Source organism: Oceaniglobus trochenteri (assembly GCF_020529025.1).
Classification (GTDB): domain Bacteria; phylum Pseudomonadota; class Alphaproteobacteria; order Rhodobacterales; family Rhodobacteraceae; genus Oceaniglobus; species Oceaniglobus trochenteri.
Window position 1 is genome coordinate 25,477 of sequence record NZ_JACNMM010000008.1, and the last position, 25,914, is coordinate 51,390.

At 65.3% G+C, this 25,914-nt stretch carries 21 protein-coding genes; 10 read left to right on the forward strand and 11 right to left on the reverse strand.

From position 1 onward, the window contains the following. Positions 1 to 73: 73 nt before the first annotated feature. Positions 74 to 844: a GntR family transcriptional regulator gene (locus H7828_RS14175; RefSeq protein ID WP_226781712.1), complete on the forward strand. Its 771-nt coding sequence runs from the start codon at positions 74 to 76 to the stop codon at positions 842 to 844. Between the two features lie 30 nt (positions 845 to 874). On the opposite strand, the gene H7828_RS14180 is transcribed toward H7828_RS14175, so the two are convergent. From H7828_RS14180 to H7828_RS14205, 6 genes are all read right to left on the reverse strand, one after another. Continuing rightward, a complete protein-coding gene (locus H7828_RS14180; RefSeq protein WP_226781713.1) occupies positions 875 to 1,915 on the reverse strand; it encodes an ABC transporter ATP-binding protein in 1,041 nt (346 codons plus the stop codon). Position 1,916: 1 nt separating this feature from the next. After that, entirely contained in the window at positions 1,917 to 3,110 is a 1,194-nt protein-coding gene (locus H7828_RS14185; RefSeq protein ID WP_226781714.1) for a glycoside hydrolase family 172 protein, read from the reverse strand. A gap of 16 nt (positions 3,111 to 3,126) precedes the next feature. Continuing rightward, positions 3,127 to 3,975: a carbohydrate ABC transporter permease gene (locus H7828_RS14190; RefSeq protein ID WP_226781715.1), complete on the reverse strand. Its 849-nt coding sequence runs from the start codon at positions 3,973 to 3,975 to the stop codon at positions 3,127 to 3,129. Next, positions 3,968 to 4,894, reverse strand: a complete 927-nt coding sequence (locus H7828_RS14195) for a carbohydrate ABC transporter permease (protein ID WP_226781716.1) — start codon at positions 4,892 to 4,894, stop codon at positions 3,968 to 3,970. The genes H7828_RS14190 and H7828_RS14195 overlap by 8 nt, the downstream gene beginning before the upstream one ends. A gap of 82 nt (positions 4,895 to 4,976) precedes the next feature. Next, complete coding sequence (locus H7828_RS14200; RefSeq protein WP_226781717.1) at positions 4,977 to 6,314, reverse strand: ABC transporter substrate-binding protein; 1,338 nt, start codon at positions 6,312 to 6,314, stop codon at positions 4,977 to 4,979. A 189-nt stretch (positions 6,315 to 6,503) separates the two neighbouring features. Next, complete coding sequence (locus H7828_RS14205) at positions 6,504 to 7,229, reverse strand: GntR family transcriptional regulator (protein WP_226781718.1); 726 nt, start codon at positions 7,227 to 7,229, stop codon at positions 6,504 to 6,506. Between the two features lie 143 nt (positions 7,230 to 7,372). Here H7828_RS14205 and H7828_RS14210 point away from each other — a divergent pair, with 143 nt between their 5' ends. Further along, complete coding sequence (locus H7828_RS14210) at positions 7,373 to 8,989, forward strand: GMC family oxidoreductase (protein ID WP_245398727.1); 1,617 nt, start codon at positions 7,373 to 7,375, stop codon at positions 8,987 to 8,989. After that, positions 8,986 to 10,428: an NAD-dependent succinate-semialdehyde dehydrogenase gene (locus tag H7828_RS14215; protein ID WP_226781720.1), complete on the forward strand. Its 1,443-nt coding sequence runs from the start codon at positions 8,986 to 8,988 to the stop codon at positions 10,426 to 10,428. Before H7828_RS14210 ends, H7828_RS14215 begins: the two co-directional genes overlap by 4 nt. Before the next feature lie 6 nt (positions 10,429 to 10,434). On the opposite strand, the gene H7828_RS14220 is transcribed toward H7828_RS14215, so the two are convergent. Together H7828_RS14220 and H7828_RS14225 are read right to left on the reverse strand one after the other, a co-directional pair. Further along, positions 10,435 to 10,902: an ureidoglycolate lyase gene (locus H7828_RS14220; RefSeq protein WP_226781721.1), complete on the reverse strand. Its 468-nt coding sequence runs from the start codon at positions 10,900 to 10,902 to the stop codon at positions 10,435 to 10,437. 130 nt (positions 10,903 to 11,032) lie between these two features. Continuing rightward, a complete protein-coding gene (locus tag H7828_RS14225) occupies positions 11,033 to 11,956 on the reverse strand; it encodes a LysR family transcriptional regulator (RefSeq protein ID WP_226781722.1) in 924 nt (307 codons plus the stop codon). A gap of 122 nt (positions 11,957 to 12,078) precedes the next feature. Between H7828_RS14225 and xdhA the strand changes: the two genes are divergently transcribed. From xdhA to guaD, 5 genes are all read left to right on the forward strand, one after another. Beyond that, positions 12,079 to 13,536: a xanthine dehydrogenase small subunit gene (gene xdhA, locus H7828_RS14230; protein WP_226781723.1), complete on the forward strand. Its 1,458-nt coding sequence runs from the start codon at positions 12,079 to 12,081 to the stop codon at positions 13,534 to 13,536. Positions 13,537 to 13,550: 14 nt separating this feature from the next. After that, a complete protein-coding gene (gene xdhB / locus H7828_RS14235; protein WP_226781724.1) occupies positions 13,551 to 15,947 on the forward strand; it encodes a xanthine dehydrogenase molybdopterin binding subunit in 2,397 nt (798 codons plus the stop codon). A gap of 4 nt (positions 15,948 to 15,951) precedes the next feature. Beyond that, positions 15,952 to 16,767, forward strand: a complete 816-nt coding sequence (gene xdhC / locus H7828_RS14240) for a xanthine dehydrogenase accessory protein XdhC (RefSeq protein WP_226781725.1) — start codon at positions 15,952 to 15,954, stop codon at positions 16,765 to 16,767. A 74-nt stretch (positions 16,768 to 16,841) separates the two neighbouring features. Next, positions 16,842 to 18,446 (forward strand): xanthine/uracil/vitamin C permease, encoded by a 1,605-nt coding sequence (locus tag H7828_RS14245; protein WP_226781726.1) that lies wholly within the window; start codon positions 16,842 to 16,844, stop codon positions 18,444 to 18,446. 65 nt (positions 18,447 to 18,511) lie between these two features. Next, positions 18,512 to 19,825 carry a guanine deaminase gene (gene guaD / locus H7828_RS14250; protein WP_226781727.1) on the forward strand — a complete coding sequence of 438 codons (1,314 nt, stop codon included), beginning with the start codon at positions 18,512 to 18,514 and terminating at the stop codon, positions 19,823 to 19,825. On the opposite strand, the gene H7828_RS14255 is transcribed toward guaD, so the two are convergent. Both H7828_RS14255 and H7828_RS14260 read right to left on the reverse strand, forming a co-directional pair. Then, positions 19,807 to 20,976, reverse strand: a complete 1,170-nt coding sequence (locus tag H7828_RS14255; protein WP_226781728.1) for a trans-sulfuration enzyme family protein — start codon at positions 20,974 to 20,976, stop codon at positions 19,807 to 19,809. The genes guaD and H7828_RS14255 overlap by 19 nt on opposite strands. Further along, entirely contained in the window at positions 20,973 to 21,725 is a 753-nt protein-coding gene (locus H7828_RS14260) for a SpoIIAA family protein (protein WP_226781729.1), read from the reverse strand. The genes H7828_RS14255 and H7828_RS14260 overlap by 4 nt, the downstream gene beginning before the upstream one ends. 130 nt (positions 21,726 to 21,855) lie before the next feature. On the opposite strand from H7828_RS14260, the gene H7828_RS14265 reads away from it, so the two are divergent. Then, entirely contained in the window at positions 21,856 to 23,061 is a 1,206-nt protein-coding gene (locus H7828_RS14265; RefSeq protein ID WP_226781730.1) for an acetyl-CoA C-acyltransferase, read from the forward strand. Between the two features lie 64 nt (positions 23,062 to 23,125). Then, on the forward strand, positions 23,126 to 24,082 hold the full coding sequence (locus H7828_RS14270) for a glycosyltransferase family 2 protein (RefSeq protein WP_226781731.1): 957 nt from the start codon (positions 23,126 to 23,128) through the stop codon (positions 24,080 to 24,082). On the opposite strand, the gene asnB is transcribed toward H7828_RS14270, so the two are convergent. Then, positions 24,046 to 25,911 (reverse strand): asparagine synthase (glutamine-hydrolyzing), encoded by a 1,866-nt coding sequence (asnB, locus tag H7828_RS14275; protein WP_226781732.1) that lies wholly within the window; start codon positions 25,909 to 25,911, stop codon positions 24,046 to 24,048. The two genes, H7828_RS14270 and asnB, sit on opposite strands and share 37 nt — an antisense overlap. Positions 25,912 to 25,914: the final 3 nt, after the last annotated feature.

Sequence of the window (25,914 nt, forward strand, 5' to 3'; positions counted from 1 at the left end):
GTATCAGGCATTACTGGTCATAACAAGTGGTATCATCCAGACCGCTTGGCTTTGCGTGGAAAGGTGGGTCGGAATGCCGTCATCGAAACTCGAAAATTCCTCGGGTGCTCAGGCGCTTCCGCTGCACCTGCGCCTACGCCAGGCGATCCTGGATGAAATCGCGGCGGGCACCTGGAAACCCGATCAGCAGATCGCGTCCGAGCGGGAACTTTGCGAACGCTATGGCATCAGCCGAATCACGGCGCGACGGGCAATCGCCGACCTGGTGAACGACGGGGTTCTGGTGACGGCCAGCGGCAAGGGCACCTTCGTGGCGGGCAAGCCGCTGAAGCAGGAGTTGCAGCCCCTTGTCGGTTTTGTCGACGACATGCGCGAACAGGGCTTCGAGGTGCATTCGCGCCTCTTGGACCTGCGGCGCATCGAGGCTTCGCCCGACCTGGCCGAGGCGCTTGAAATCGGGGAATATTCGCCGGTGGTGCACCTGAAGCGGCTGCGCATGTCGGGCGCGCATCCCTTGGTGATCCAGTCATCCTATCTGCCTGAACATCTGTGCCCCGGCCTGCTGCGGTTGGAGTTCGACAACCGTTCGCTTTACCAGACGCTGCGCGACGACTACGGCCTGCATCTTGTCAGCGGCTCGACCACCATCGAGGCGGCCATCGCCACCGACGACGAGGCGGGCCTTCTTGGGTTGAAACCGGGCGGGGCCGTCCTGCGCACGGCACAGACGACCCGGCTGGAGGGCGACGAGGTGATCGAGCTGTGCAGGGCCAGCTTCCACGGCGGGCGGTTTCAGCTGACTGTCGGCGGCAAGATGCGGACCGGGCTGCACCACGTGGAATAGCCGCCGGGCGCCAGCCCGGCGGCCCGGCGATCAGAGGATGCGCTTTTCGGTTTTCGGATCGAACAGCATCACGTCCCCCGGCAGCGCCGACAGGCCCGTCTTGTCTCCGGGTTCAAGCGTGGTGCGATCACTGACCGAAATGGTGATCTGAACCTCGCCCGCCTGAAGCATCAGCATGGTTTCCGCGCCGGTGGGTTCAACCTCCAGCACGTCCCATTCAGAGCCGCCGGGGGAAAGGCCCAGCTTGTTGGGCCGGATCGCCGCCACGGCGTCGCCTTCGGGGCCGTCGCTGGCAAAGCTCAGCCCGCCGATGCCATGGAAGGTGCCATCCTTCAGGGTGCCGGGAATGAAGTTGATCGAGGGGCTGCCGATGAACCCGGCCACGAACATCGACTGCGGGTTGTCGTAAAGTTCAAGCGGCGTGCCGATCTGCTGGATGTGGCCATCGCGCATGATGACGATGCGGTCGGCCATGGTCATCGCCTCGACCTGGTCGTGGGTGACATAGACAGTGGTGGTTTTCAGCCGCCGGTGCAGCGCCTTGATCTCGGCGCGCATCTGCACCCGCAGCTTGGCGTCGAGGTTGGACAGCGGTTCGTCGAACAGAAACACCTTGGGGTCGCGCACGATGGCGCGGCCCATGGCGACGCGTTGCCGCTGTCCGCCCGAAAGCTGCCCGGGATAACGATCCAGCAGGGCGCCCAGCCCGAGGATGTCGGCGGCGTTCTCGACCTTGGCCTTTGCCTCGTCCTTCGATACCCGCGACAGGCGCAGCGAGAACCCCATGTTTTCCGCCACGGTCATATGCGGGTAGAGCGCGTAGTTCTGGAACACCATGGCGATGTTGCGCTCTTTCGGCTCCAGGTCGTTCACCACCTCGTCCGCGATGCTGATGGTGCCGCCGGAAATCTCCTCCAGCCCCGCGATCATCCGCAAGAGGGTGGACTTACCACAGCCCGAAGGCCCCACCAGCACGACGAATTCGCCGTCTCCAACGTCGATATCCACGCCGTGGATAACCTGCACTTCGCCGTATTTCTTGACGGCGTTCCTGATCTCGACCGATGCCATCTCAGCTTTGCGCCTTCTTCCGGGCCTGTTCCATGTCCTGGAAGGGGCGGCGGAACAGGGGGATGCGGTCGGTGACCGGGGGCAGGGGTGTTTTCAGCGGGCGCGCGGCATCGCCGTACCAGAAGGCCACCGACGACATCGCGTCACTGCGCCGGTTGGCGTGGCCGCGCTCGATGGTGGCGCGGATGTACTTGTGAAACACCACCGGATCTTCGATGTGCCAGCGGTAAAGGCAGACCGGATCTGTCCAGTTCGGACCGCCCCCCGCTATGATGCCGTGATAGGGCGCCGAATAATCCTGGGTCGGGCACCAGGCGGTGTTGAAGTAATCCTCGGTTCCGGTGCCGTGCAGGGTGGGGGGCCAGGCGTCGTTGGCGCCGGGGGCGGATTCGGGGCGGGGTTCGATATAGGGGGCCAGTTCACCCACCTGCACCACGCCTTCGGGGCGGTTCGGCACCTCGAAACCCTGTTCGCCGTCAATGAAGAACATGTCGTCGCCCTCGCCGTACCAGTCCCATTCGTTTGACCGGCGCCGGGAAAAGACGTTGTGGATCACGCCGATGTAATGGCCGTGACCCTCGGCCTCCATGAAGGTGTAATTGTCGGCGCCATCGGTGGTTTCGCCGCCGAACAGAACCTCTTCGTTGGTCAGGCCGGTTTCATCGAAGGCCTCGGGGATGTCCTGGCGGTACTGGGCGTGCAGGCGGCCCATGTCATCGTCAAGCTGGGCGTGCATCTCGAAATCGACGTAGTAGTAGAACAGAAGTTCGTCCTCGGCCTCGTTGGTGACGGTGAACTTCATCCCCTTGGCGAAGGGCATGGGCAGATAGCAGTTGAAGGCCTTGCCGTCCTGGGGACTGGCCTGCATCGGCAGGCTGGCATAGTTCCGGGTCAGCCCGTTGCCCATGCCGAAGAAATCGCCCAGCGGCGCCTCGATCGAGGGGTGATCGGCGCCGTCCCAAAAGGCGCGCAGCACGATCTTGCGCAGGGCGTGCACGCTGTTGCAGGCCACGGTTACCCAGATGTGGGTGACGATGCCCGCGCCGTCGTAGTCGGCGATCACCGCCGTCTTGCCCGGCGCGATGTGCAGACGGTCGTCGTTGCCGCCGGTCGGATCGAAGCTGGAGAAGCGGCGCGTCTTGCACTGGCGCAGTTTCGCCAGGCCGCGCAGGGGAGAGTTCGTGTCGTTGGTCATGTCTGTCACCTGTGGATTACTTGAGACCCGACGTCTTGAGCGAGTCCATGATCTGTTTCTGGAAGACGATGAACAGCACCAGCGTCGGGATCGCCACGACGGTCGAAGCCGCCATCATGTAGTTCCAGGACGCCGCGTACTGGCTTGAGAAATTCGCGATCCCCACCTGCACCATCCACAGCGACGGGTCCGACGCGATGGTCAGCGGCCAAAGGAAGGAATTCCAGTTGGTCAGGAAGAACAGGATCGCCAGCGCCGACATGATCGGCTTGCTCAGCGGCAGGATGATGCTGAGGTAGATCCGCCAGTAGGACGCGCCGTCGATAAGTGCCGCCTCTTCGATCTCGCGCGGGATCGACAGGTAATACTGGCGCAGCAGGAAGATGCCGAAGGCGTTGAAGATCGCCGGGATGATCAGGCCGGCATAGCTGTTCAGCATGCCCATGGATTTCACGATCACGAAAAGCGGCACGATGATCACCGGCAGCGAGACGAGGAAGGTGGAAAAGATCGCAAGAAAGATGAACTCGCGCCCCGGAAAGCGCAGCCGCGCCAGCGCGTAACCGGCCATGGTGTGAAAGAACAGCGCGATCACCGTGACCATGGTGGACACGAAGAAGCTGTTCCACATGTAAAGAAGGAAGGGCACTTCGGTGAAGACGTGAACGAAGTTCGCCAGCGTCGCATCGGGGGCGATCAGTTGCGAGGTGAAGGTCTGTTCGCTGGTGCGAAAGGCGATCGACACCATCCAGAGCAGCGGAAACAGGATGAGAATGCCCAGGATGCCCGAGACGATCATCCAGATGATCCGAACCGTGGTGGCCTGGCCCTTGGTGACGGGAATGTGCTTGTTCCGTTTACTCATAGGTAAACCTGCCTCCGCGGGTCATGGCATAGAAAACCACGGTGAAGGCCATCAGGAACACCACCAGCGTCGAGGCGATGGCGGCGGCATATCCGAAGGCGCCAAAGCCGAAGGCCTGCTGATAGACATAGATGATGAGAACCGAGGTTGAATTCGACGGCCCGCCCTGGGTCATCACGTAGATGATGTCGAAGGCCTGCGCGCCGGCGGTGGCGGCCACGGTCGACACCAGGATGATGAAGAAACTGGTGGGCTTCAGCAGCGGCAGGGTGATGAACCAGAACCGCGCGATCGGCCCCGCGCCATCCACGCGGGCCGCTTCGTAATACTCCTTCGGGATGTCCTGAAGCCCGCCAAGGAAGATCAGCATGTAATAGCCCATCAGGAACCAGACGCTGACGATCACGACGGTGAACAGCGCGAAATCGGGGTTGCCCAAAAGCGACACGCCCGACAACCCGATAGCCGAAAGGAAGCGACTGACGATGCCAATCTTGTCGATGACCATGAACTGCCAGACCAGCGCCACCACCACGAGGCTGACCATGTGGGGCGCAAAATACATCAGCCGCACCACCGAATTGTACCGGTTCGTGCGCTGCACCAGCAAGGCCAGGCCAAGCCCGGTCACATAGGTCAGCGGCACCAGGAAGACCGCGTATTTCAGCGTGACCCAGGTGGATTGCCAGAACACCGGGTCGGCCAGCATCTGGCGGTAATTGGCCAGCCCGATGAACTGATAGCCGCCAAAGCCGTCGACGCGGAACAGGGCGATGACAAAGGACATCGCCATCGGGATGCCCAGGAAGATCAGCAGCCCAAGGGCATCGGGCAGCACAAAGAGATAGCCCGACAACCACTCGCGATGTTTGGCCGACAGTCTTGGCCGCTTGCGTGGCGGGCTTGGGGTGGCTGCCATGTTTCATGCCTCGTCATGGTCGGAAGAATGGAAGAGGCCGAAGCGCAGGCTAGCGCTTCGGCATAATGCCCCGGCAGGGCGATCAGAGGATCGGCGCGCCCCGGTAGCTGGCCAGGAAGGCGTCGATCTGTTTGGAGGCGGAAGAGGCCACGTCCTGCGGGTTCTGCCCGCCCAGTTGCGCGGCCTGGATGGCGTCGGAAATGATCTTGTAGACCTGCGGCGGCATCCGCGGTTCGGCCCGCATCGATGTGGCGATCTCGTTGGCGAAGGTGCCAAGGGTGCCCTGCTGGAACAGATCGCCCCCCACCTCGAACCCCGAGGTGCGCGGCGGCATGTTGGATTTCGCCTTGGTCACCCAATCGACCCCGCGCTGCACCGATGCCTCGTCTTTGGCCGCCAGGGCCCAGGCACAGAATTCGGCCGCGGTTTCCGGGTCTTTTCCGCGCGAATTCGCCGCGAAGGCCCAGCCGCCGCCGACGGTCACGTATTTGCCGCCCTCGGGCACCGGCAGGCGGAACACCCCGTATTCGAAATCGGGCGCATTGGCGCGCATCTGCGAAATGCCCCAGACGCCGCAGTTCTGGATCGCGCAATAGCCCGAGGCCAGGTTCGCGGTCAGATCGTTGGCACCGCCACCCAGCATCTGGCGCGGCGCGATGCCGGTTTCGATGGCGTCCTGCCAGAACTTCAGCGCCTGCACGGTGCCGGGCGAATCGAAGGCGCTTTTGCCGTCCTTCTGGAAATCGGCCCCCGTCTGCCAGAGGAAGGGATACCAGGTGAAGTTCTGGTAATATCCGGGCGCCGTATGGAACATCGCGCCGAAGCGGTCGCCATTGGTCAGCTTTTTGCCCAGCTCCAGGAATTCGTCCCAGGTTTTCGGGATGTCGTTCTCGTTCAGGCCGGCATCGTCGAAGGCCTTGACGGAATAATACATCGCCATCGGATCGACTTCCATCGGGATGGCATAGATCTTGTCGTCCACCTTGCGCGAGGCCATGACCTCGGCGGGGTAATCGGCCTGCACGGCGGGGTCGATATGCGGGGTCAGATCCTGCAGCACGCCGCCGTTGTAATAGCGCAGGAAATCACCCGGCGAGATGATGAAGATATCGGGGCCCTCACCCGAGGCAAAGGACGTCGCCAGCTTGGTGCCGTTCATGTATTCGGTGTTCGGCACATATTCGAGCTCGATCTGCTTTTCGTGGCTGGCGTTCCAGTCGGCCACCAGCTGGGTGAACCAGTTCACCTGTGATTCGACGCTGCCGCCCGGCGCGTAGAACTGCCAGAACTTCAGCGGCGCGCCCTGCGCATGGGCCATGCGGTTGATGTAGGGAAATCCCGAAACCGTGGCCGCCGCCGCGCCTGCGGCGATGATCCCGCGCCGGGTTGGCCCGCGCGATCCCTTGAAACCATTACTCATGCTATCTCCTCCTCCACAGATTGTCGGCAACGCCCCAGGTGTCGCGCATAACATCCTAATGTTAGGAACTTTGCAGGTTGCCAGATACGAGTCAAGCCTGCCGGGCAGGGCAGGCGCGCTTTCGTTGTCTTGTGGTGGGCAGTTAAATCGCAGGGCCAAGGTATCCCGATTGCCGGGATGGCACTTCTGTCAGGGGCGCATGTTCATGTCGAAGCGGATGCAATCGCCACGATAAGTTACTTTGGCGAAATACACCGCCCGCCCGTCCGGCCCGATCAGGGTGCGCCGGACATTGGCAACCGGATCGCCCATTTCATACGACAGCAGCCCGGCCAGTTCGGCGGTGCATTTGCCGATGGTGACGCTTTGGCGCCCATCGACGATCGGCACCTCCAGTTCAATCAGCAGCGGCAGGACAAGCTGCTTGCGAAACCGCTCGGGCGCCTGGTCATAGATGCCCTTCTCGATGAAAAGGTCGATCTGGCAGTAGGGCACACCGTCGCGGGTATGGACGCGGCGCATGTGGAAATAGGCCTCGGCGGCCCCGGCCTCGTCCGGGTTCAGATCGGGCTGGGCGAATCCCTCTTGCAGGTTGCTGATGTCGGGGATGTCGCCGCGATAGGTTTCGATCAGGTCGTGCAGCGATCCTTCGACGCGCAGGGGCCGGGTGGCGATCGACCCCTTCACGATGGTCCCCCGACCGCGCTGGGGCGATACCAGGCCGTCCCGGCTCAGCAGTTTGATCGCGTCGCGCACCGTCACCCGCGAAACGTGGAAATCGTCCATGAGTTGTTCGATGGGCGGCAGGAAATCGCCCTCGCGCCAGTCGCCGGCGGCAATACGGGCGCGCAGCAGATCGGCCAGCTGACGATAGAGCGGAGCGCCACCGGAGCGAATGAACGGGTCCGGATTCATGCAGGGGCTCCTTCGTGAACGGGTTCGGGACGGCTGTGGCGCCATGCAATAGCCGCTGAAACCGCCATGGGCCAACACAGATTGCACGGTTGACGAAAGGAAATCAACACATATACGTTCTAACATTAGAACTATTGATAGGATTGGCGGTGGCCGAATATGACTATGTGATCGTCGGCGCAGGATCGGCGGGGTGCCTTCTGGCCAACCGCCTGTCCGCCGACCCCGCGATCCGCGTTCTGCTTCTGGAGGCGGGGGGCGATGACCGCAACCTCTGGCTGCGCCTGCCGGTGGGGTATTTCCGTTCGATCAACGATGCCCGGTTCTCGCGCCATTTCCGCACCGAACCCTCGGAAGGCTCGGGGGGGCGGGCCATCGACTGGCCGCGCGGGCGGGTTCTTGGCGGCTCAAGCTCGATCAACGGCCTGATCTTCATTCGCGGCCAGCAGGGCGATTTCGACCGTTGGCAAGAGGCGGGCGCCGATGGCTGGGCCCATCGCGACGTCCTGCCCCATTTCCGCGCGGTCGAACGCTACGACGGCCCGCCCAGCCAGTCGCGCGGCGCGCATGGAGAATTGAGCGTGTCCGACCTGCGCAACGACCATCCCTTCTGCGCGGCCTGGTTGGCCGCCGCAGGGCAGGCCGGTTTGCCCGCGAACCCCGATTTCAACGGCCCGCAGGCCGAAGGCGTGGGCGCCTACCAGTTGACCATCGGCCGACGATGGCGCGCCAGTGCGGCGCGGGCCTTTCTGAAACCGGCGCAGGACCGGGCCAACCTGACGGTAAAAACCGGCGTCCAGGTTCAGCGCCTGCTTATCGAAGCCTCCGCCGGGGGCAGGCCCCGGGCGCGCGGGGTGATCTGGCAGAACGGCGAGGCGACAGCGCGCCACGAGGTCATCCTCTGCGCGGGCGCGATCCAGTCGCCGCAGCTTCTGCAACTGTCGGGAATCGGCCCCGGGGGCCTTCTGCGCGATCACGGGCTGAAGGTCTGGGTCGATCGCCCGGATGTCGGGGGCAATCTTCAGGATCACTACCAGATGCGCACCATCGTGCGGATGAAGCAGCGCCTCTCGCTGAACGACGAATTGCGCAACCCCCTGCGGGTCGCGGCCATGGGGCTGGATTGGCTGCTCCGCGGACGCGGGCCGCTGACCATCGGGGCGGGGCAGGTGGGGGGCGCCGCCTCGACGCCGCTGGCCGACCCGGGGCGCCCGGACGTGCAGTTCAACGTCATGCCCCTGTCGGTGGATAAGCCGGGCGAGCCGCTTCACCGCTATTCGGGCTTCACGGCGGCCGTCTGGCAATGCCACCCGGAATCGCGGGGCCGGGTCGATATCGCCTCGGCCGATCCTGCCGCCGATCCGGTGATCACGCCGAACTACCTGTCGACCCCGCGCGACTGTGCCACCCTGGTCGAGGGCATGAAGCTGTTGCGCCGGATCTATCGCCAGCCGGCCTTTCGCGACCTGTGGGAGGAAGAGATCGTTCCCGGCCCCGCGGCCCAGAGCGACGCCGAATTGCTTGACGCCGCGCGCCAAGGCGGCGGCACCGTCTATCACGCCTCCTGCACCTGCCGTATGGGATCGGACTCCGGGGCCGTTGTTGATCCGGCGCTGCGGGTGCGCGGCGTCGATGGGTTGCGGGTGGCCGATGCCTCGGTCATGCCGCTGATCACTTCGGCCAACACCAATGCCCCCACCCTGATGATCGCGCAAAAGGCCGCCGCCATGATCCTGCAAGACCGAACGGAGCACCGATGACCAACCCTTATGAACCCCTTGAACTTCTGATCGACGGCGCGTGGACTGCCGGAACCTCGGGCCGGACCGTGCCGGTGCTGGACCCGGCCACGGGCCAGGCCCTGGGCGCGCTGCCCCTTGCAGCCCCCGCCGATCTGGACCGCGCCCTTGCCGCCGCCGAACGTGGCTTTCAGACCTGGCGCAAGACGCCGCCCATCGAACGCCAGCGCATCTTGGAAGGCGCAGCGCGGCTTCTGGACGAACGGCTGGAGCCCATCGCCCGCAACCTGACCCGCGACATGGGTAAACCCCTGGCCGAGGCGTGGGCCGAGATGCAGTTCGCCATCGACGTGCTGCGCTGGTACGCCGAAGAGGGCAAGCGGATGTATGGCCGTATCGTGCCCGCCCGGGTGCAGGGCCTGCGCCAGATGGTGATGAAGGAACCGGTCGGCCCGGTGCTGGCCTTCGTGGCGTGGAATTTCCCGGCCAACAACGTCATGCGCAAGGTGGCGGGGGCCCTTGGCGCCGGCTGTTCGATCATCATCAAGCCCTCCGAGGAAACGCCATCGACGGCCATCGCCATTGCCCGGGCGTTGCAGGATGCCGGTCTGCCCGATGGCGTGCTGAACGTGGTCTTCGGCGATCCGGCCGAGGTTTCGGCGCATCTGATCGCCTCGCCTGTGGCAAAGAAGGTATCCTTCACCGGGTCGGTCGAGGTGGGCAAGCATTTGCAGAAGCTGGCCGCCGACACGCTGAAGCGCTGCACGCTGGAGCTGGGCGGCCATGCGCCGGTGCTGGTCTTTGCCGATGCCGATGTGGAACGGGCCGCGAAGCAAAGCGCGGCGGCCAAGTTCCGCAATGCCGGACAGGTCTGCATTGCGCCCAGCCGCTTCCTTGTCGAACGCGCGGCAGTCGGCCGTTTCACCGATGCCTTCGTGGCCGAGGCCGAGGCGCTGCGCGTGGGCCACGGGCTTGACGATGGTGTGACAATGGGCCCGCTGATCGGGGAACGGCGCATCGCGGTGATGGAGGATTTCGTATCCGATGCCGTGAGCCATGGCGCCAAGGTTCTGACCGGCGGCGCGAGGATCGGCAACCAGGGCTGTTTCTTTGCGCCGACCGTTCTGGGCGATGTCATCGACGCGGCCCGGATCATGAACGAAGAACCCTTCGGCCCCGTCGCCCCGATCTCGGCCTTCGACACGCTGGACGAGGCGATCACCCGCGCCAACCGGTTGCCCTTCGGGCTGGCCGCCTATGCCTTTGCGCGCGATGCGGGCACCCTGCGCGCCCTGTCGGACGGAATCGAGGCGGGGATGGTCGGCATCAACTCGCCCGTGATCTCCACCCCCGAAACCCCATTCGGCGGGATCGGCGATTCCGGCTATGGCTCGGAAGGCGGGATCGAGGGGTTGGAGGTGTTCACCCGCACCCGACTTGTCACCGAAATGCAGGGATAAGGGGCGTCAGGCCGGGGTGGCCATCGCCGGCCCGGCACCGCTGATGGTCCAGTAATCCGCCTCGTGCTCAAGGGGGAAAAGCGCGCTGAACCGGATGCCGGGTTTCAGGTTGACGGCCAGCCCGGCGGCAATGCTAAAGACGCGCGGCCGGCTGTCGCGCCCGCAGGCGACGGTCAGGGCGTGATCCTGCACCGTGGCGGGCACAAGGATCGTCCTTTCCCAGGGGTGCGAGGCCAGGGCGCGCGTCGCGGTGGCCGGGTTGAAGGGCTGCGCGCGGCACCGGCGCAGCCCGGGTTCGCCCAGCGTGACCCACCCGCGCCGCCGGATGCGGTTCTGGATCGAACGGAAGATGCGCGCATCCATGAGGTGATCGTCAACCGGCCCGGCCGGGATCAGTTTCCCGTAGGGTTCGAAGATCTCGGGGCAGGTGGTGCCCGGCTGCGCGGGAAGGTGTCGCCGTATCGAAGGTGTCATCGGTCATCCATCTGGTGGGGTCCGATTGCCGAGGCTAACCGCCGATCCGACGATCCATTACCCACAATTCATTGAAAGCATTTCGCCAAGGCGGGGCGTTTCATGGGAATTGGAGATGGCGTAGGTGACGCTAGGGCAGCGCCGGGCGGGTCTGTTCGGCGGCCAGCTTCCTGCGGCAGCGTTCCAGCAGAAAATCTATGAACAGCCGCACCTTGTTGTCCTGAAGCCGCCGGTGCGGATAAAGGCAGCCGAACATCGCCGGTTCGGGCGGCGTTTCGGCCAGAACCTCGACCAGGGCGCCGCTTTGCAGGTGGTCGGCGATGTCGATACGGGGCTTGTTCACGATCCCGCGCCCGGCCAAGGCCCAGTTGGTCAGCACATCGCCATCGTCGGAATCGTAGCTGCCGGAAACATCCATGCGCATCGGCCCCTGCGCCGTCGAAAGGGTCCAGAACCATTCGGGCGAACGGGGATAGCGCAGCAACAGGCAGTTGTGGCGGCGCAGATCGTCGGGCGCTTGCGGGGTGCCGCGCCGTTCCAGGTAGGCGGGCGCGGCACAAAGCACGCGGGGGGTATCCATGATCTTGCGCAGCTTCAGGTTCGAATCCGGCGGCCGCCCGATGAACAGCGCAACGTCCAGCCCATCCTCAAGCAGGTCGACCTTGCGATCCGACAGGCGCAGCCGCACCGACACCTCGGGGTATTGATCGACGAATTCGGGGATCAGCGGCGCAACCAGCCGCTTGCCCACCCCGAGGGGTGCCGTCACCTGCACCGTGCCGTGCGGGTTCTTCGAGAAATCCGAGATCGCCGCCTCGGCATCCTCCAGCGATTGCACGACCTGGCGGGCATGGTCATAGAAGGCATGGCCCACCTCGGTCGGGGAAAGCTTGCGGGTGGTGCGGTTGAACAGGCGCACGTCCAGCCGCCGTTCCAGCTCTTTTATCCGGTTGCTGGCGACGGCGGGCGTCAGACGCAGATCGCGCCCTCCAGCGGTGATGCTGCCAAGCTCCACCACCCGGACAAAAACCTTGAGGCTTTCGAGATAGGGCATCCTGCGCTCCGATTATCAACGATCCGTTGAAATAGAATAGCCGACTGCGCCGTATTTCAACAGTCGTGTTTGAGTCATAACGGCGCTGCCGACAGATTCATGACGGAGGCGTGGGAGGACACATGACAGCCAGATCCGAAATTCGATTTGTTCTGAACGATCGCGACATCGTGCTGGACAGCGTCGGGGCAAGCGATACCTTGCTGGATTTTCTGCGCATCGACCGGCGCTTGACCGGCACCAAGGAAGGCTGCGCCGAGGGCGATTGCGGCGCCTGCACCGTGCTTGTCGGCCGGCTGCGCGATGGCGCGCTTCGCTATGAGCCGGTGAATGCCTGCATCCGCCTGCTGGCCTCGCTGGATGGCTGTCACGTCGTATCCATCGAATATCTTTCCGGCCCGGATGGGCGGTTGCACCCGGTGCAACAGGCCATGGTCGAACACCACGGCAGCCAGTGCGGCTTTTGCACGCCGGGGTTCGTCATGTCGCTTTATGCCCTGTGGATGGGCAATGCCGCGCCCACGGAAACCGAGATCGAGACGGCGCTTCAGGGCAACCTCTGCCGCTGCACCGGCTATGAACCCATCATCAAGGCCGCAAAGGCCATGACCGCGCTGGGCAGCCCCGCCGAAGACACCCTGACCCGCGAGCGCGAGGCGATGACCGCCCGGTTGCGCAGGTTCCAGGACGGCGCGCGCGTCGTCGTGGCCAAGGGGCAAAGCCGCTGCATCCTGCCCGGGTCGGTCGATGACCTGGCCGAGGTTCTGGTGGAAACCCCGGGTGCGACCATGGTGGCCGGCGCGACGGACGTGGGCCTTTGGGTGACGAAGTTCCTGCGCGACATCTCGCCCGTGGTCTTCCTTGGCCATCTGGACGAACTGCGCCGGATCGAAACGCGCGACGGTGCCATCCGCATCGGGGCCGGTGTCAGCTATACCGACAGCCGCGCCGCGCTGGTGGCGGATTATCCGCACCTTGGGCCCTTCTGGGACAGGATCGCAGGCTGGCAGATCCGCAGCATGGGCACCATCGGCGGCAATATCGCCAACGGATCGCCCATCGGGGATACACCCCCGGTGCTGATCGCGCTGAACGCGACGATCACCCTGCGCAAAGGCGCTGAGCGGCGGACCCTGCCGATCGCCGATTTCTTCATCGACTACGGCAAGCAGGACATCGCCGCCGGCGAATTCCTGGAAAGCATCACCGTGCCGCGCCCGGGCGAAGGGGGGCGTCATGCCGCCTACAAGATTTCCAAGCGTCGCGACGAGGATATCTCATCGGTCTGTGCCGCCTTCAACGTGACGGTGGCCGAGGGGCGCATCACTGCCGCCCGGATCGCCTTTGGCGGCATGGCCGCCACGCCCAAGCGCGCCGCCCGGGCCGAAGCCGCCCTTGTGGGCGCCCAGTGGAGCGAGGCCGCGCTGATGAACGCCGCCGCAAAGCTGGGCGAGGATTTCAGCCCGCTGACCGATTGGCGGGCCTCGTCGGAGTATCGCCTGCAGGTGTCACGGAACCTGTTCCGCCGCTTCTGGCTGGAACAGCAGGGCAGCGGCGCGCCCGTACGTCTGAGCGCATGAGGGAGGAGAGCATCATGGATACCGGCAAGACCATCGAAGCCCCGATCGAAACCGACAAGCGGAAGGACCCGCCCGTCGCCCAGCACCTGGCGCGCGCCCAACAGGGCCGCGCCACCATCAGAGGCGGCGTCAACACCGACCTGCGCCACGACAGCGCGATCAAGCATGTGACCGGGCGGGCCGAATACTGCGATGACATCGCCGAACCCGCCGGCACGCTGCACGCCTATCTGGGCCTGTCGACCCGCGCCCATGCAAGGCTGCGCCAGGTCGATCTTGACGCGGTGCGCGCCGCCCCCGGCGTGGTGGGGGTGCTGACGGCGGCGGATATTCCCGGCGTCAACGACGTGTCGCCCACCGGGCGCGACGACGAACCGATCTTCGCCACCGACAAGGTGGAATTCTGGGGTCAGCCGATGTTTGCCGTCGTGGCCGAAACCCGCGACGCCGCCCGCCGCGCGGCCAAGCTGGCACAGGTCGATTATGACGATCTCCCCCACGCGCTTGACCCCGAGGCGGCGCAGGCGGCCGGCATGGGATATGTTACGCCGCCGCTGACCCTGAAACGCGGCACGGCGCAAGAGGCCATGGAAAAGGCCCCCCACCGCATCAAGGGCAAGCTGCGCGTCGGCGGGCAGGATCACCTGTATCTGGAAGGGCAGATCGCCTTTGCCATCCCCGGCGAGGATGAGGACGTGATGGTGCATTCCAGCACCCAGCACCCCAGCGAGGCCCAGCATATGGTCGCCCACGTTCTGGGCGTACCGTCCAACGCGGTGACGATCAACGTGCGCCGCATGGGGGGAGGGTTCGGGGGCAAGGAAACCCAGATGAACCTGTTCTGCGCCGTCGCCGCCGTGGCCGCGAAGAAATGGAACCGCCCGGTCAAGATTCGCCCCGACCGCGACGACGACATGTCGGCCACCGGCAAGCGGCACGATTTCGTCATCGACTACGAGGTGGGCTTTGACGACGAAGGCCGGATCACGGCGGTGACGGGCGAATTCGCCGCGCGCTGCGGGTTTTCGTCCGATCTGTCGGGCCCGGTTACCGACCGGGCGCTGTTTCATGCCGACAACGCCTATTACTATCCCAATGTCCTGCTGAATTCGCATCCGATGAAGACGAACACCGTCTCCAACACCGCCTTTCGCGGGTTCGGCGGCCCCCAGGGCGTGATCGCCGCGGAACGGATCATGGAGGAGATCGCCTATCACCGGGGGCTAGACAGCCTCGAGGTTCGCAAGCGCAACTTCTATGGCGACGAGGGGCGCGATCTGACGCCCTATCACCAGACCGTCGAAGACAACATCGCCCCCCGCATCGTGCAGGAACTTGAGGACAGCGCCGATTACCAGGCGCGCCGCAAGGCGGTGCTGGAGTGGAACGCCCGGGGCGGCACCATCCGCAAGGGCATTGCCCTGACCCCGGTGAAGTTCGGCATTTCCTTTACCGCCACCTGGTACAACCAGGCGGGGGCCCTGCTGCACATCTATTCCGACGGGTCGATCCACCTGAACCACGGCGGCACCGAAATGGGGCAGGGGCTGAACACCAAGATCGCCCAGGTGGTCGCGGACGAGCTCCAGGTCGATTTCGAGCGGATCAAGATCACCCGGACCACGACCGAGAAGGTGCCCAACACCTCGGCCACGGCTGCCTCGTCCGGGTCCGACCTGAATGGCATGGCGGCCCAGGATGCCGCGCGCCAGATCAAGGCGCGGCTGGTGGACTTCGCCGCCGAACGCTGGGCGGTCGATGCCGGGCAGGTGCGTTTCGTGGCCAATGCCGTAGAGGTGGGCGACAAGACGATCCCCTTCGCCGATTTCATCCGCGAAGCCTATATGTCGCGGGTCCACCTGTCGGCGGCGGGGTTCTACAAGACGCCGAAGATCCACTGGAACCGCGACACCGGCAAGGGGCGGCCCTTCTACTATTTCGCCTATGGCGCCGCCTGTTCCGAGGTGTCGGTCGATACGCTGACCGGCGAATACCGGGTTGAACGGACCGACATCCTGCACGATGTGGGCAAATCCCTGAACGCGGTGATCGACAAGGGCCAGGTTGAAGGCGCCTTCATCCAGGGCATGGGCTGGCTCACCACCGAGGAACTGTGGTGGGACAAGCAGGGGCAGCTGCGCACCCATGCGCCCTCGACCTACAAGATCCCGCTGGCGTCCGACCGGCCCCGGGTGTTCAACGTCGAACTGGCCAAGTGGTCCGAGAACCGCGAGAACACCATCAAGCGGTCAAAGGCCGTGGGCGAACCGCCCTTCATGCTGGGCATTTCCGTGTTCGAGGCGCTGAGCCATGCTGTGGCCAGCGTCGGCGACTACAAGGTCTGTCCGCGTCTTGACGCGCCGGCCACGCCCGAACGGGTGCTGATGGCCATCGAACGGCTGCGGGGCTGATCCGATGACGCTTTCGCGGTTCCTTGCCGATGAACGGGACGTCGTGAAACTGTGCCTGAGCGGCGTGCGCGGATCGTCCCCGCGCGAGGTGGGGGCCGAGATGTTCGTTTCGCCCCGGGGGCTGCATGGCACCATCGGGGGCGGGCAACTTGAATACATGGCCATCGACACCGCCCGCGCCATGCTGCGCGCCGGGCGGCGATCAGAAAGCATGGACGTGCCCCTTGGCCCCGAGATCGGGCAATGTTGCGGAGGGCGTGTCACCATCGACCTTGCGGTGATGACCGGGGCCGACCGTGACGCCGCGCTTGCCGCCGAAAGCGCCCGGCAGGCGGCGCGCCCCCAGGTGCAAATCCTTGGCGCGGGACATGTGGGGCGGGCGCTGGCGCGGTTCTTCCAGTTCCTGCCGGTGCGCTGCGTTCTGATCGACGGGCGCGCGCCGGAACTGGCCCTGGCCGATGCCGGGGTGGAAAAGCGCATCTCGGCCATGCCCGAGGCCGATATCCGCGCCGCCCCGGCGGGCAGCGCCTTCATCGTGCTGACCCACGATCACGCGCTTGATTTCCTGCTGACGACCGAGGCCCTGGACAGGGGCGATGCCGCCTATGTCGGGCTGATCGGATCGGCCACCAAGCGGGTGAAATTCGAACGATTCCACAAGGAACACGCCAGGCAGTCGGACTGCGCGGCGCTGGTCTGCCCCATCGGGGCGGCGGGCAGCACCGACAAGCGGCCCGAGGTCATTGCCGCCCATGTGGTGGCCGAGGTGATGACCGCCCTTGCCAGGGTACACGACACAGTCGGCGCCACCACGCGCTGATCCGCGAACGGCCCGCGCAACCGCCTGAGGAGAGCGGCGCGGGAAACGACATTTCCAGGGAGGAAAAACCAATAATGTCAGACACGACCTACAGTTACAGATTGTTCGCGCGAAGCGACTTCAACGCCTTCTGGGCGCTGTTCACCGACAACCTCGTCAATCTTCTCATCCTTTCGGGGGTGTGCCAGTTCGTCTTCCAGATGCCCGCCGAAATCGTCTTTGGCCGCATCGTGCCGGGGGCGGCGGTGGCGATCGTCGCCGGGGTCGTTGTCTATACGCTGATGGCGAAATGGGTGGCCAACCGGCAGGGCAAGGACGTGACGGCCCTGCCTTACGGCATCTCGACGCCGGTGATGTTCGTCTATCTCTTCGGGGTGATCGGGCCCATCTACTGGGTCACGAACGATCCGGTCCTGGCCTGGCAGGTCGGCATCGGCGCGGGCTTCATGGGGGGGATCGTCGCCGCACTGGGGGCCATCGTCGGCCCGTTCCTCAAGCGGATCACGCCGCGCGCGGGCATGCTGGGTACGCTTTGCGGGATCGCGCTGGTCTTCATCGGGTCGGTGCCCCTGGCCGAGATATTCGAGCATCCGCTGATCGGCTTCACCTCGCTCATGTTCATCCTCTGGGGGCTGATCGGGCGGTTCCGCCTGCCGGGCAACGTGCCTGCGGGCCTTGTGGCCATCGGCGTGGGGACGGTGATTGCCATTGCCCTTGGCAAATCCACCTTCGACACCGGCGGCATCGGGTTCTATCCGCCGGTGCCCTATTTCGGCGACATGATCGCCGGGGTGCAGTATCTTTTCGCCAATCCTGAACTGTTCCTGGTGCTGATCCCGGTGCAGATCTACAATTTCATCGAAACCATGAACAACGTGGAATCCGCCGAGGCCGCGGGCGACAGTTACCCGGTGGCGGTCTGTCAGGTCACCGACGGGGCGGGAACGATGATCGGGGCGCTGTTCGGGTCGCCCTTTCCCACCACCGTCTATATCGGCCATCCGGCCTACAAGCGGCTGGATGCGCGGGCGGGCTATATCGTCGGCGTGGCGCTTGTGATTGCCGCGGCGGCCTTCCTGGGGTTCCTGTCGCTTCTGGCGGGGCTGATCCCCATCGCGGCGGCGGCGCCGGTGCTGGTCTTCGTGTCGGTCAGCCTGATCACCAACACCGCCTTCGCGGTGAAGCCGGCCCACATGGCCGCCGTGACCTTCGCGATCCTGCCGCATATCTCGGGCTTCCTGATGACGAAGTGGGGCTCGATGATGAACGCCCTGCGCTCGGTCGGGGTCGAGGGGCTTCCGCCGCTGGGCGACGGCGAGTTGACGGCAGCCCTGCTGATGGAGGGCGCGCACTATGAGGGCCACCTGGCCCTGTCGCAGGGCGCGATCATCACCGGCCTGGTCTGGGGGGCCATCGTGGCGGATGTGATCGACGGGCGGTTCCGCACTGCCGGTGGCTTTGCCATCGCGGCGGCGGCGATGTCCTCGGTCGGGATCATCCACAGCTACACGCTCCAGCTGCCGCAGCTTGACGGCATCACCATCGGCTATCTGCTGATCGGGGCCTTCATGATCGTTTATCCGATGATCGCACCGAAAGAAGACCTGGAGCATCGGATCATCGTGCCGGACGAGCCCGATTTCCTGGACGACAACCTGCCCGCCTACGACCGGGCCTGACCCCCAGCGGCGGGGTGGCACATGGCTGCCCCGCCGAACCGACACCCCCAACAAAGGCAGTTCCCATGACCGAAACCCTGCTGCGCGGCCGCGTGCTGACGTTTCACCGCGAACCGACCGGCGCCGACGACACCGGGGCCTTCAGCTTTACCGAGGATGGCGCGGTCCTGATGCGCGACGGGATGATCGCCGCCTCGGGCGAATACGCCCAGGTGGCACAGGCAGCGGCGGGGGTGCGGGTCATCGACCACCGCCCGAACATCTTGATGGCGGGCTTCATCGACACGCATATCCACTTTCCGCAGGTGCAGATCGTGGCCAGCTGGGGCAGCCAGCTTCTGGACTGGCTGAACGGATATACCTTTCCGGCGGAAGCGGAATACGGCGATGCGCAACACGCCCGCGCCATGGCCGGGCGGTTCTGTTCCCTGCTGACCGATCACGGGACCACCACCGCCGTGGCCTATTGCTCGGTCCACAAATCCTCGGCCGAGGCGCTGTTTTCCGAAGCCTCGGACCGCAACATGCGGATGATCGCGGGCAAGACGATGATGGACCGCAACGCGCCGGATGCGGTTCTGGACACCGCGCAGTCAAGCTATGACGACAGCAAGGCGCTGATCGCGGCCTGGCACGGCAAGGGGCGTGCCTCTTATGCGATCACCCCGCGCTTTGCCATCACCTCGACCCCCGAACAGCTGCGCGCCGCCGGGGCGCTGGCGGCGGAACATCCCGACTGCCACATCCAGACCCACCTGTCGGAAAACCACGACGAAATCGCCTATACCGCCGAACTCTATCCGCAGGCGCGCGATTACCTCGACATCTACGAAGGGTTCGGCCTGCTGTCGGACAAGACGCTTCTGGGGCATTCGATCCACCTGAAACAGCGCGAAATCGGCGCCATCGCCGAATGCGGCGCGCATCCGGTGTTCTGCCCCACGTCGAACCTGTTTCTGGGCAGCGGATTGTTCGACGATGCGGGGCTGCGCGCCCGGGGCATCGCCAGCGGCATCGCCACCGACATCGGCGGCGGCACCAGTTTTTCCATGCTGCAAACCCTGAATGAAGGGTACAAGATTCTGCAGCTTCAGAACCAGTCGCTGCACGCCCTGCGGGCCTTCTACTGGATCACGCGCGGCAATGCCGAGGTGCTGGGCATGGCCGACAGGATCGGCACGCTGGAACCGGGAACCGAGGCCGATGTCGTCGTACTGAACGCGCGGGCGACCCCGGCCATGGCCCTGCGCATGGGGCGGGCCGAAACCCTGGCCGAGGAACTGTTCGCGCTGCAGATCATGGGCGATGACCGGGCCATCGCGCAGACCTATGTTGCGGGCCAGCCCCAGAAGGGCGGGGATCAGGCGCCGCTGTCGTAGACCCGCGAAAGCGCCTGTTCCAGATCCCAGATCAGATCGTCGACATCCTCGATCCCGATGGACAGGCGCAGAAGGCAGGGATGCACCGGGAAATCGGGGCCTGATACCGTCTTGCGATGCTCGATCAGGCTTTCGACCCCGCCAAGAGAGGTGGCGGGATAGAACACCTGGCAGAATCGCGCCACGTCGATTGCATTCTGTTCGCTTCCCTTCACGATCAGCGACATCATTCCACCGAAGCGCCCGTTGGTCTGGCGGCACGATACCTCGTGGCCCGGATCTTCGGGAAGGCCGGGATAGAGCACCGACTCGATGTGGCGGTGGCCCTGGAAATGGCGGGCGATGGCCATGGCGTTGTCGCTGGCCCGCTCGACCCGCAGGAACAGCGTGCGCATCCCCCGGATCAGCAGCCAGGCGTCGAAGGAATGCAGCACCGTCCCCTGCGAGGTGCGCAGGGTGGCGATCGCCTCCCACATCTCGTCGGGATTGCGCACCGCAAGAACCCCGGCTGTCACGTCGGAATGGCCGTTCAGGTATTTCGTCGCCGAGTGGAACGAAAGATCGGCCCCGTGGTCCAGCGCGCGGGTCAGGCAGGGCGGCGTGCCGGTGCAATCGGTCAGCAGAAGCGCCCCGGCGTCATGGGCGATCTTGGCGGCACCGGCGATATCCGTCACCTCCCAGTTGGGGTTGTTCGGCGTCTCGACCCAGACCAGCGCGGTTTCACCGGGGCGCATCGCTGCGCGCATCTCGTCCAGATCGCCGGCGGCGTAATCGCTGACCGAAAGGCGGCCCTGTCCTTCGTAGCGGCGGAACAGCGCCAGCACGCCATGATACATCACCCGCGGAATGACCACATGGGCGCCGGGCGGCAGGGTTTCGACCAGGGCAGTGCAGGCCGACATCCCCGAGGCAAACAGCATCGCATCCTCAGCGCCTTCCAGGTCGGCGATCACCGCTTCGGCGTGGGCGGTCGTCTGGCTGCCGTCGCGGCGATAGAAATAGGGCTTGCGCACCGCGTAGTTTTCATCGCGGGCATAGGTTGCCGTCGGCTGGATCGAGGGCACGACGGCGCCGGTTTCGGTTTCGACGAAATGCAGCGCCTGCACGGTCCGTGTCACGGACGAAGCCTTGCGGTTGGTGGTATCGGTCATTCGGGGTCTTTCGGTTTGGTGGCCGCCAGGCCAAGCCAGCGGCGGGCGTCGTCAAAATGGTCTTCGTCGAAATACCGGGTTTCGGCGCGCACGAAACGCGACATGACGCGTTCGGCCAGCTTCTGCCAGCCCTCGCTGCCCACCACCGCCACCTTGTCGGGGATGCGATAGTGATCGCGCACCAGCGACAGGTGGTCGCCAAGGGCCGAAAGCCCCTGCCAGCCGTCGAATTCGCGCAGGTCCAGCAACAGCTTCAGCCCGGCGTGGCCGTCGATGAAGCCGTCGATGCCCTCTTCGGCGCGGTCATAGGCGGCGCTGTCCAGCTTGCCCAGCAGGCGCACCTGAAGCGTGTCGTCGCCCAGGTCGTCAAGATGGATGCTGCCCAGGGATTCGCGCAGCCACCGGCGGGCCTCGTCCAGCTCGTCCAGATCGAAGACCTTGACGGGGCAGGGCAGGGTGAAGCCGAAGATCCTGATGCCATTGGCGATCCAGTCGGTATCGGTGACGACGGCCATCCTGTCGAAACCGCCCCAGTGGCGTATCCCCAGGCGGGCATCGTCGAACATGGCGCCGGGGGCATATCCTTCGAATCCCGGGCCGATCTGGGCCAGGCAGCGGATCTTGCCGCCGTCGGCCAGGGCCTCTTCGATGGCGGGCGAAAGGATGTTCTCATAGTCGCCGCCGGTGATCTTTCCGGTCATCCGGAATTCGAGCGGTTCGTTGCCTTTACGGGGTTCGATCTCGATCATGGGGGGGCTCCTTCTGGGTGCAGGCGCAGGGTATGAGAGTTTTGCAGCCGGTGGCAAGGTGGCGCAGTCCCACTTTGCCTTGGGGCGCCGGGCGGCTAGCATGGGGGCGACCAACCGCAAGAGGTGCGCCATGTCCAACGCCGATCCGATCGTCATCACCGGGATGGCCCGCACCCCCATGGGCGGCTTTCTCGGTGACCTGAAAGACGCCCGTGCCGCCGATCTGGGTGCCGCCGCGATCCGCGCCGCCGTGGCACGCAGCGGGATTGCACCCGAGACGGTGGGCGAAACGCTCTTCGGGTGCGTGCTGCCTGCGGGGCAGGGGCAGGCCCCCGCCCGTCAGGCCGCGCTGGGGGCCGGGCTGTCGCTGGCCTCGGGGGCGACGACGGTGAACAAGATGTGCGGTTCGGGCATGAAGGCGGCGATGCTGGCCCATGACCTGCTGATCGCGGGCAGCGCCGATGTGGCCGTGGCCGGCGGGATGGAGGCCATGTCGCGCGCCCCCTACCTGATGGAGCGGGCGCGCGAGGGGCTGCGCATGGGGCACGACCGGGTCATCGACCACATGTTCCTTGACGGGCTGGAAGATGCCTATGAGCGCGACGAAAAGGGCGGGGGCCGCCTGATGGGCACCTTCGCCGAGGATTGCGCCGAGGCCTATGGTTTCACCCGCGAGGCGCAGGACGATTTCGCCATCGCATCGCTGACCCGCGCGCAGCAGGCCATCGAAAGCGGCGCCTTCGACGCCGAGGTGACGCCGGTGACGGTGACGGGCCGCCGGGGCGACACCACCGTCGCCACCGACGAACAGCCCGGCAAGGCGCGGATCGACAAGATACCGCACCTGCGCCCGGCCTTCCGCGCGGGCGGCACGGTGACGGCCGCCAATTCCAGCAGCATCTCCGACGGCGCCGCCGCGCTGATGCTGATGCGGCTTTCCGAGGCGGAACGGCGCGGGCTGACCCCGCTGGCGGCACTTCGCGGCCACACCACCTTTGCCGACAAGCCCACCCTTTTCCCCACCGCCCCCATCGGTGCCCTGCGCCTTTTGCAGCAAAAGACCGGCTGGGCGCCCGGCGATGTGGACCTGTTCGAGCTGAACGAGGCTTTCGCCGTGGTTGCGCTGGCGGCCATGCGCGATCTGGACCTGCCCCACGACAAGGTGAACGTGCACGGCGGCGCCTGTGCGCTTGGCCATCCCATCGGCGCCTCGGGGGCGCGCATTCTGGTCACGCTTCTGGCGGCGCTGCAACGTCACGAACTGAAGCGCGGGGTCGCCGCGATCTGCATCGGCGGGGGCGAGGCGACGGCCATGGCCATCGAACGGCTGACCTGAGCCGTTGCTTTCACGGCCCGCGCCGCTAAAAGGGGCCGGTCTTAACCTGCGCGAAAGGCCCGCGATGACCGCCCCCGACCTGTCCATCGTCACCCCGGTCTTCAACGAACAGGACAGCCTCGCGCCGTTCTTCGACCATCTGCTGCCCTGCCTGCACGCCCTTGGAAAATCCTTCGAGGTGATCGCGGTGGACGACGGGAGCAGCGACGACAGCAGCGCCATTCTTGAGGCTCTGGCCGCCCGCATCCCGGAACTGACGGTCGTGACCTTCCGGCGCAACTTTGGCCAGACGGCGGCGCTGATGGCCGGGATCGACCATTCGCGCGGCGCGGTGATCGTCACGCTGGATTCGGACATGCAGAACGATCCGGCCGATATCGGCGCGCTTCTGGACAAGCTGGACGAAGGGTTCGACGTGGTCAGCGGCTGGCGCAAGTCGCGTAAGGATGCCGCGATCCGGCGCAACATGGTCAGCCGGGTGGCCAACCGCCTGATTTCAAAGGTGACGGGCGTGCATCTGCACGACTACGGCTGCACGCTCAAGGCCTATCGGCGCGAGGTTCTGACCGGCGCGCGCCTTTACGGCGAAATGCACCGCTTCATCCCCATCTACGCCGCGCAGATCGGGGCGAAGGTGACGGAGATTCCCGTGACCCACCACGCCCGCCAGTTCGGCGCGTCGAAATACGGGCTGGAACGCATCTTCAAGGTGATCCTGGACCTGATGGTGGTCAGCTTCCTGTCGCGGTTCTTTGCCCGGCCGATGTATATTTTCGGCGGCTTCGGGCTGGTGTCGCTTGTGGTCAGCCTGTTCTGTTTCATCTGGATGCTGGCGCTGAAGATCGGCTGGGGCGTGTCGATGATCCTCACGCCGCTGCCGGTGCTGGTCAGCATGACCTTCCTTGTCGGCATCATGGGGCTTTTGATGGGGCTTCTGGCCGAGGTTCTGGTGCGCACCTATTTCGAAAGCCAGGATCGCAAATCCTATGTCGTCTCGCGGGTCACGCCGCCGCGCGAATAGCTGTATTGCAGCGCCAGCCAGGCGAACAGGAACAGCCGGTGATCCGCCTTTCCGGCGCGATGGGCGGCGAAGTACTCCTGCGCCAGCGCCGGGTCCAGCCTGCCGATGGGCGCATCCGGCACCACCTTGGGCGTGTCGCGCAGCCAGCGCGCCACCGGAATGCCGAACCCCTTCTTGCTGCGATGCACAAGGTCGCGGGGCAGGTGGCGTTCGGCGACCTTCTTCAGCAGGTATTTCTGCACCCCGCCGCGCATCTTGAACCGCATGGGTAGGCGTTCGGCGAAATCGGCAAGGTCGTTGTCCAGAAACACCGCCCGGCTTTCCAGCCCGTGCGCCATGGCGGCGCGGTCGGTCTTCATCAGGATGTCGTCGGGCAGGTAGAAGCGGGTGAAATAATCGACCATGCGTTCTTCATCGCTGAGGTCGGGGCGGGCGTTCCAGGCGCTGATCGCCTCGGAATAAAGATCCTCGGCCCGCCATTCGCGCCCGGTGAGGCGTGAAATCTCGTCCGGTTGCAGGGGGGCCATCCAGGCGGGGGTGCGGCAGGCCATGGGCTGCATCTGGCCCAGAAGGAACCGCCGTGCCTTGAAATCCAGGCTCATGTAGCGGGCCGAGGCAGGCAGGCGCCCCGTGGCGCGGGCCATGGCACCGATCAGCGCGCCGGGCAGCCTGTTCAACCGGCGCGCGGTGGCCAGCGCGCGGAAGGGCGCGTATCCGGCGAACAATTCGTCGCCACCATCGCCCGAAAGCGCCACCGTGACGTGGCGGCGCACGAAGCGCGACAATTGCCATGTGGGCAGGATCGACGCATCGGACAGCGGTTCGGACATGCCACGCAGCACCGGTTCGATCAGATCGCGGGCGTCGTCCACCGAAAACACCTCAAGCCTGTGGGACGCGCCCAGATGGCGGGCCGCCTGTTCGGCAAAGGCGCTTTCGTCAAAGCTGGGTTCGTTGAACCCGATGGTGAAGCTTTCCACCGCCCCCGCACCCGCCCGCCCGAGACAGGACAGGATCAAGGAGGAATCGAGCCCCCCCGACAGGAACATCCCCAGCGGCACATCGGCCATGAGGCGGCGGCGCGTGGCCTGCACCAGAAGATGGTCAAGCTCGTCAATCAGGTCGGATTCGGGGCGGTCATCGACGGGGGCGAGCGTGAAATCGCGGTACTGCGATTGCTGGCGCTGGCCGGTGGCCAGATCGAACGTCATCTGGCATCCGGCGGGCAGCTTCTTCACCCCGGCAAGATGGGTGAAGGGCGCGGGGATGAACCCATGCGCCAGGTATTTCGCCAGCCCGGTATCGCAGGGCGCATCGCCGACGCCGGGGTGGGCCAGCAGGGCGGCAACTTCGCTACCGAAGGCGAAACCGCCGGGCAGATCGGCCAGGTACAGGGGCTTTTCCCCGAACCGGTCGCGCGCGAGAAACACCTTGCCCGCCGCCAGGTCGGTTATGGCAAAGGCGAACATGCCGTTCAGATAGGTGGGCAGCGCCTCGCCCCATTCGGCCCAGCCGTGAATCAGCACCTCGGTGTCGGAATGATCGCTGGCGAAACGATGGCCCTTCGCCTCAAGCTGCGAACGCAACTCGGCGTGGTTGTAGATTTCGCCGTTGAAGACGACGCCCACGGTGGCCTGCGCGTTCCACATCGGTTGCGCCCCGGTGGCGATGTCGATCACCGACAGGCGGGCATGGCCCAGGGCGACGCGGCGTTCGGGGGCGCGGAATGTGCCGGTGCCGTCGGGGCCGCGGTGGGCGATGGCCGCGATCATGGCGGCAAGGGTTTCGGGCGGGCAATCGGCCCCGATCACGCCGGTGATGCCGCACATGGC

Bases quoted from the DNA above. Each gene is read 5' to 3' on its own strand.
- H7828_RS14175 (WP_226781712.1), top strand. From the start codon at position 74: ATGCCGTCATCGAAACTCGAAAATTCCTCGGGTGCTCAGGCGCTTCCG.
- H7828_RS14180 (WP_226781713.1), bottom strand. From the start codon at position 1,915: ATGGCATCGGTCGAGATCAGGAACGCCGTCAAGAAATACGGCGAAGTG.
- H7828_RS14185 (WP_226781714.1), bottom strand. From the start codon at position 3,110: ATGACCAACGACACGAACTCTCCCCTGCGCGGCCTGGCGAAACTGCGC.
- H7828_RS14190 (WP_226781715.1), bottom strand. From the start codon at position 3,975: ATGAGTAAACGGAACAAGCACATTCCCGTCACCAAGGGCCAGGCCACC.
- H7828_RS14195 (WP_226781716.1), bottom strand. From the start codon at position 4,894: ATGGCAGCCACCCCAAGCCCGCCACGCAAGCGGCCAAGACTGTCGGCC.
- H7828_RS14200 (WP_226781717.1), bottom strand. From the start codon at position 6,314: ATGAGTAATGGTTTCAAGGGATCGCGCGGGCCAACCCGGCGCGGGATC.
- H7828_RS14205 (WP_226781718.1), bottom strand. From the start codon at position 7,229: ATGAATCCGGACCCGTTCATTCGCTCCGGTGGCGCTCCGCTCTATCGT.
- H7828_RS14215 (WP_226781720.1), top strand. From the start codon at position 8,986: ATGACCAACCCTTATGAACCCCTTGAACTTCTGATCGACGGCGCGTGG.
- H7828_RS14220 (WP_226781721.1), bottom strand. From the start codon at position 10,902: ATGACACCTTCGATACGGCGACACCTTCCCGCGCAGCCGGGCACCACC.
- H7828_RS14225 (WP_226781722.1), bottom strand. From the start codon at position 11,956: ATGCCCTATCTCGAAAGCCTCAAGGTTTTTGTCCGGGTGGTGGAGCTT.
- xdhA (WP_226781723.1), top strand. From the start codon at position 12,079: ATGACAGCCAGATCCGAAATTCGATTTGTTCTGAACGATCGCGACATC.
- xdhB (WP_226781724.1), top strand. From the start codon at position 13,551: ATGGATACCGGCAAGACCATCGAAGCCCCGATCGAAACCGACAAGCGG.
- xdhC (WP_226781725.1), top strand. From the start codon at position 15,952: ATGACGCTTTCGCGGTTCCTTGCCGATGAACGGGACGTCGTGAAACTG.
- H7828_RS14245 (WP_226781726.1), top strand. From the start codon at position 16,842: ATGTCAGACACGACCTACAGTTACAGATTGTTCGCGCGAAGCGACTTC.
- guaD (WP_226781727.1), top strand. From the start codon at position 18,512: ATGACCGAAACCCTGCTGCGCGGCCGCGTGCTGACGTTTCACCGCGAA.
- H7828_RS14255 (WP_226781728.1), bottom strand. From the start codon at position 20,976: ATGACCGATACCACCAACCGCAAGGCTTCGTCCGTGACACGGACCGTG.
- H7828_RS14260 (WP_226781729.1), bottom strand. From the start codon at position 21,725: ATGATCGAGATCGAACCCCGTAAAGGCAACGAACCGCTCGAATTCCGG.
- H7828_RS14265 (WP_226781730.1), top strand. From the start codon at position 21,856: ATGTCCAACGCCGATCCGATCGTCATCACCGGGATGGCCCGCACCCCC.
- H7828_RS14270 (WP_226781731.1), top strand. From the start codon at position 23,126: ATGACCGCCCCCGACCTGTCCATCGTCACCCCGGTCTTCAACGAACAG.
- asnB (WP_226781732.1), bottom strand. From the start codon at position 25,911: ATGTGCGGCATCACCGGCGTGATCGGGGCCGATTGCCCGCCCGAAACC.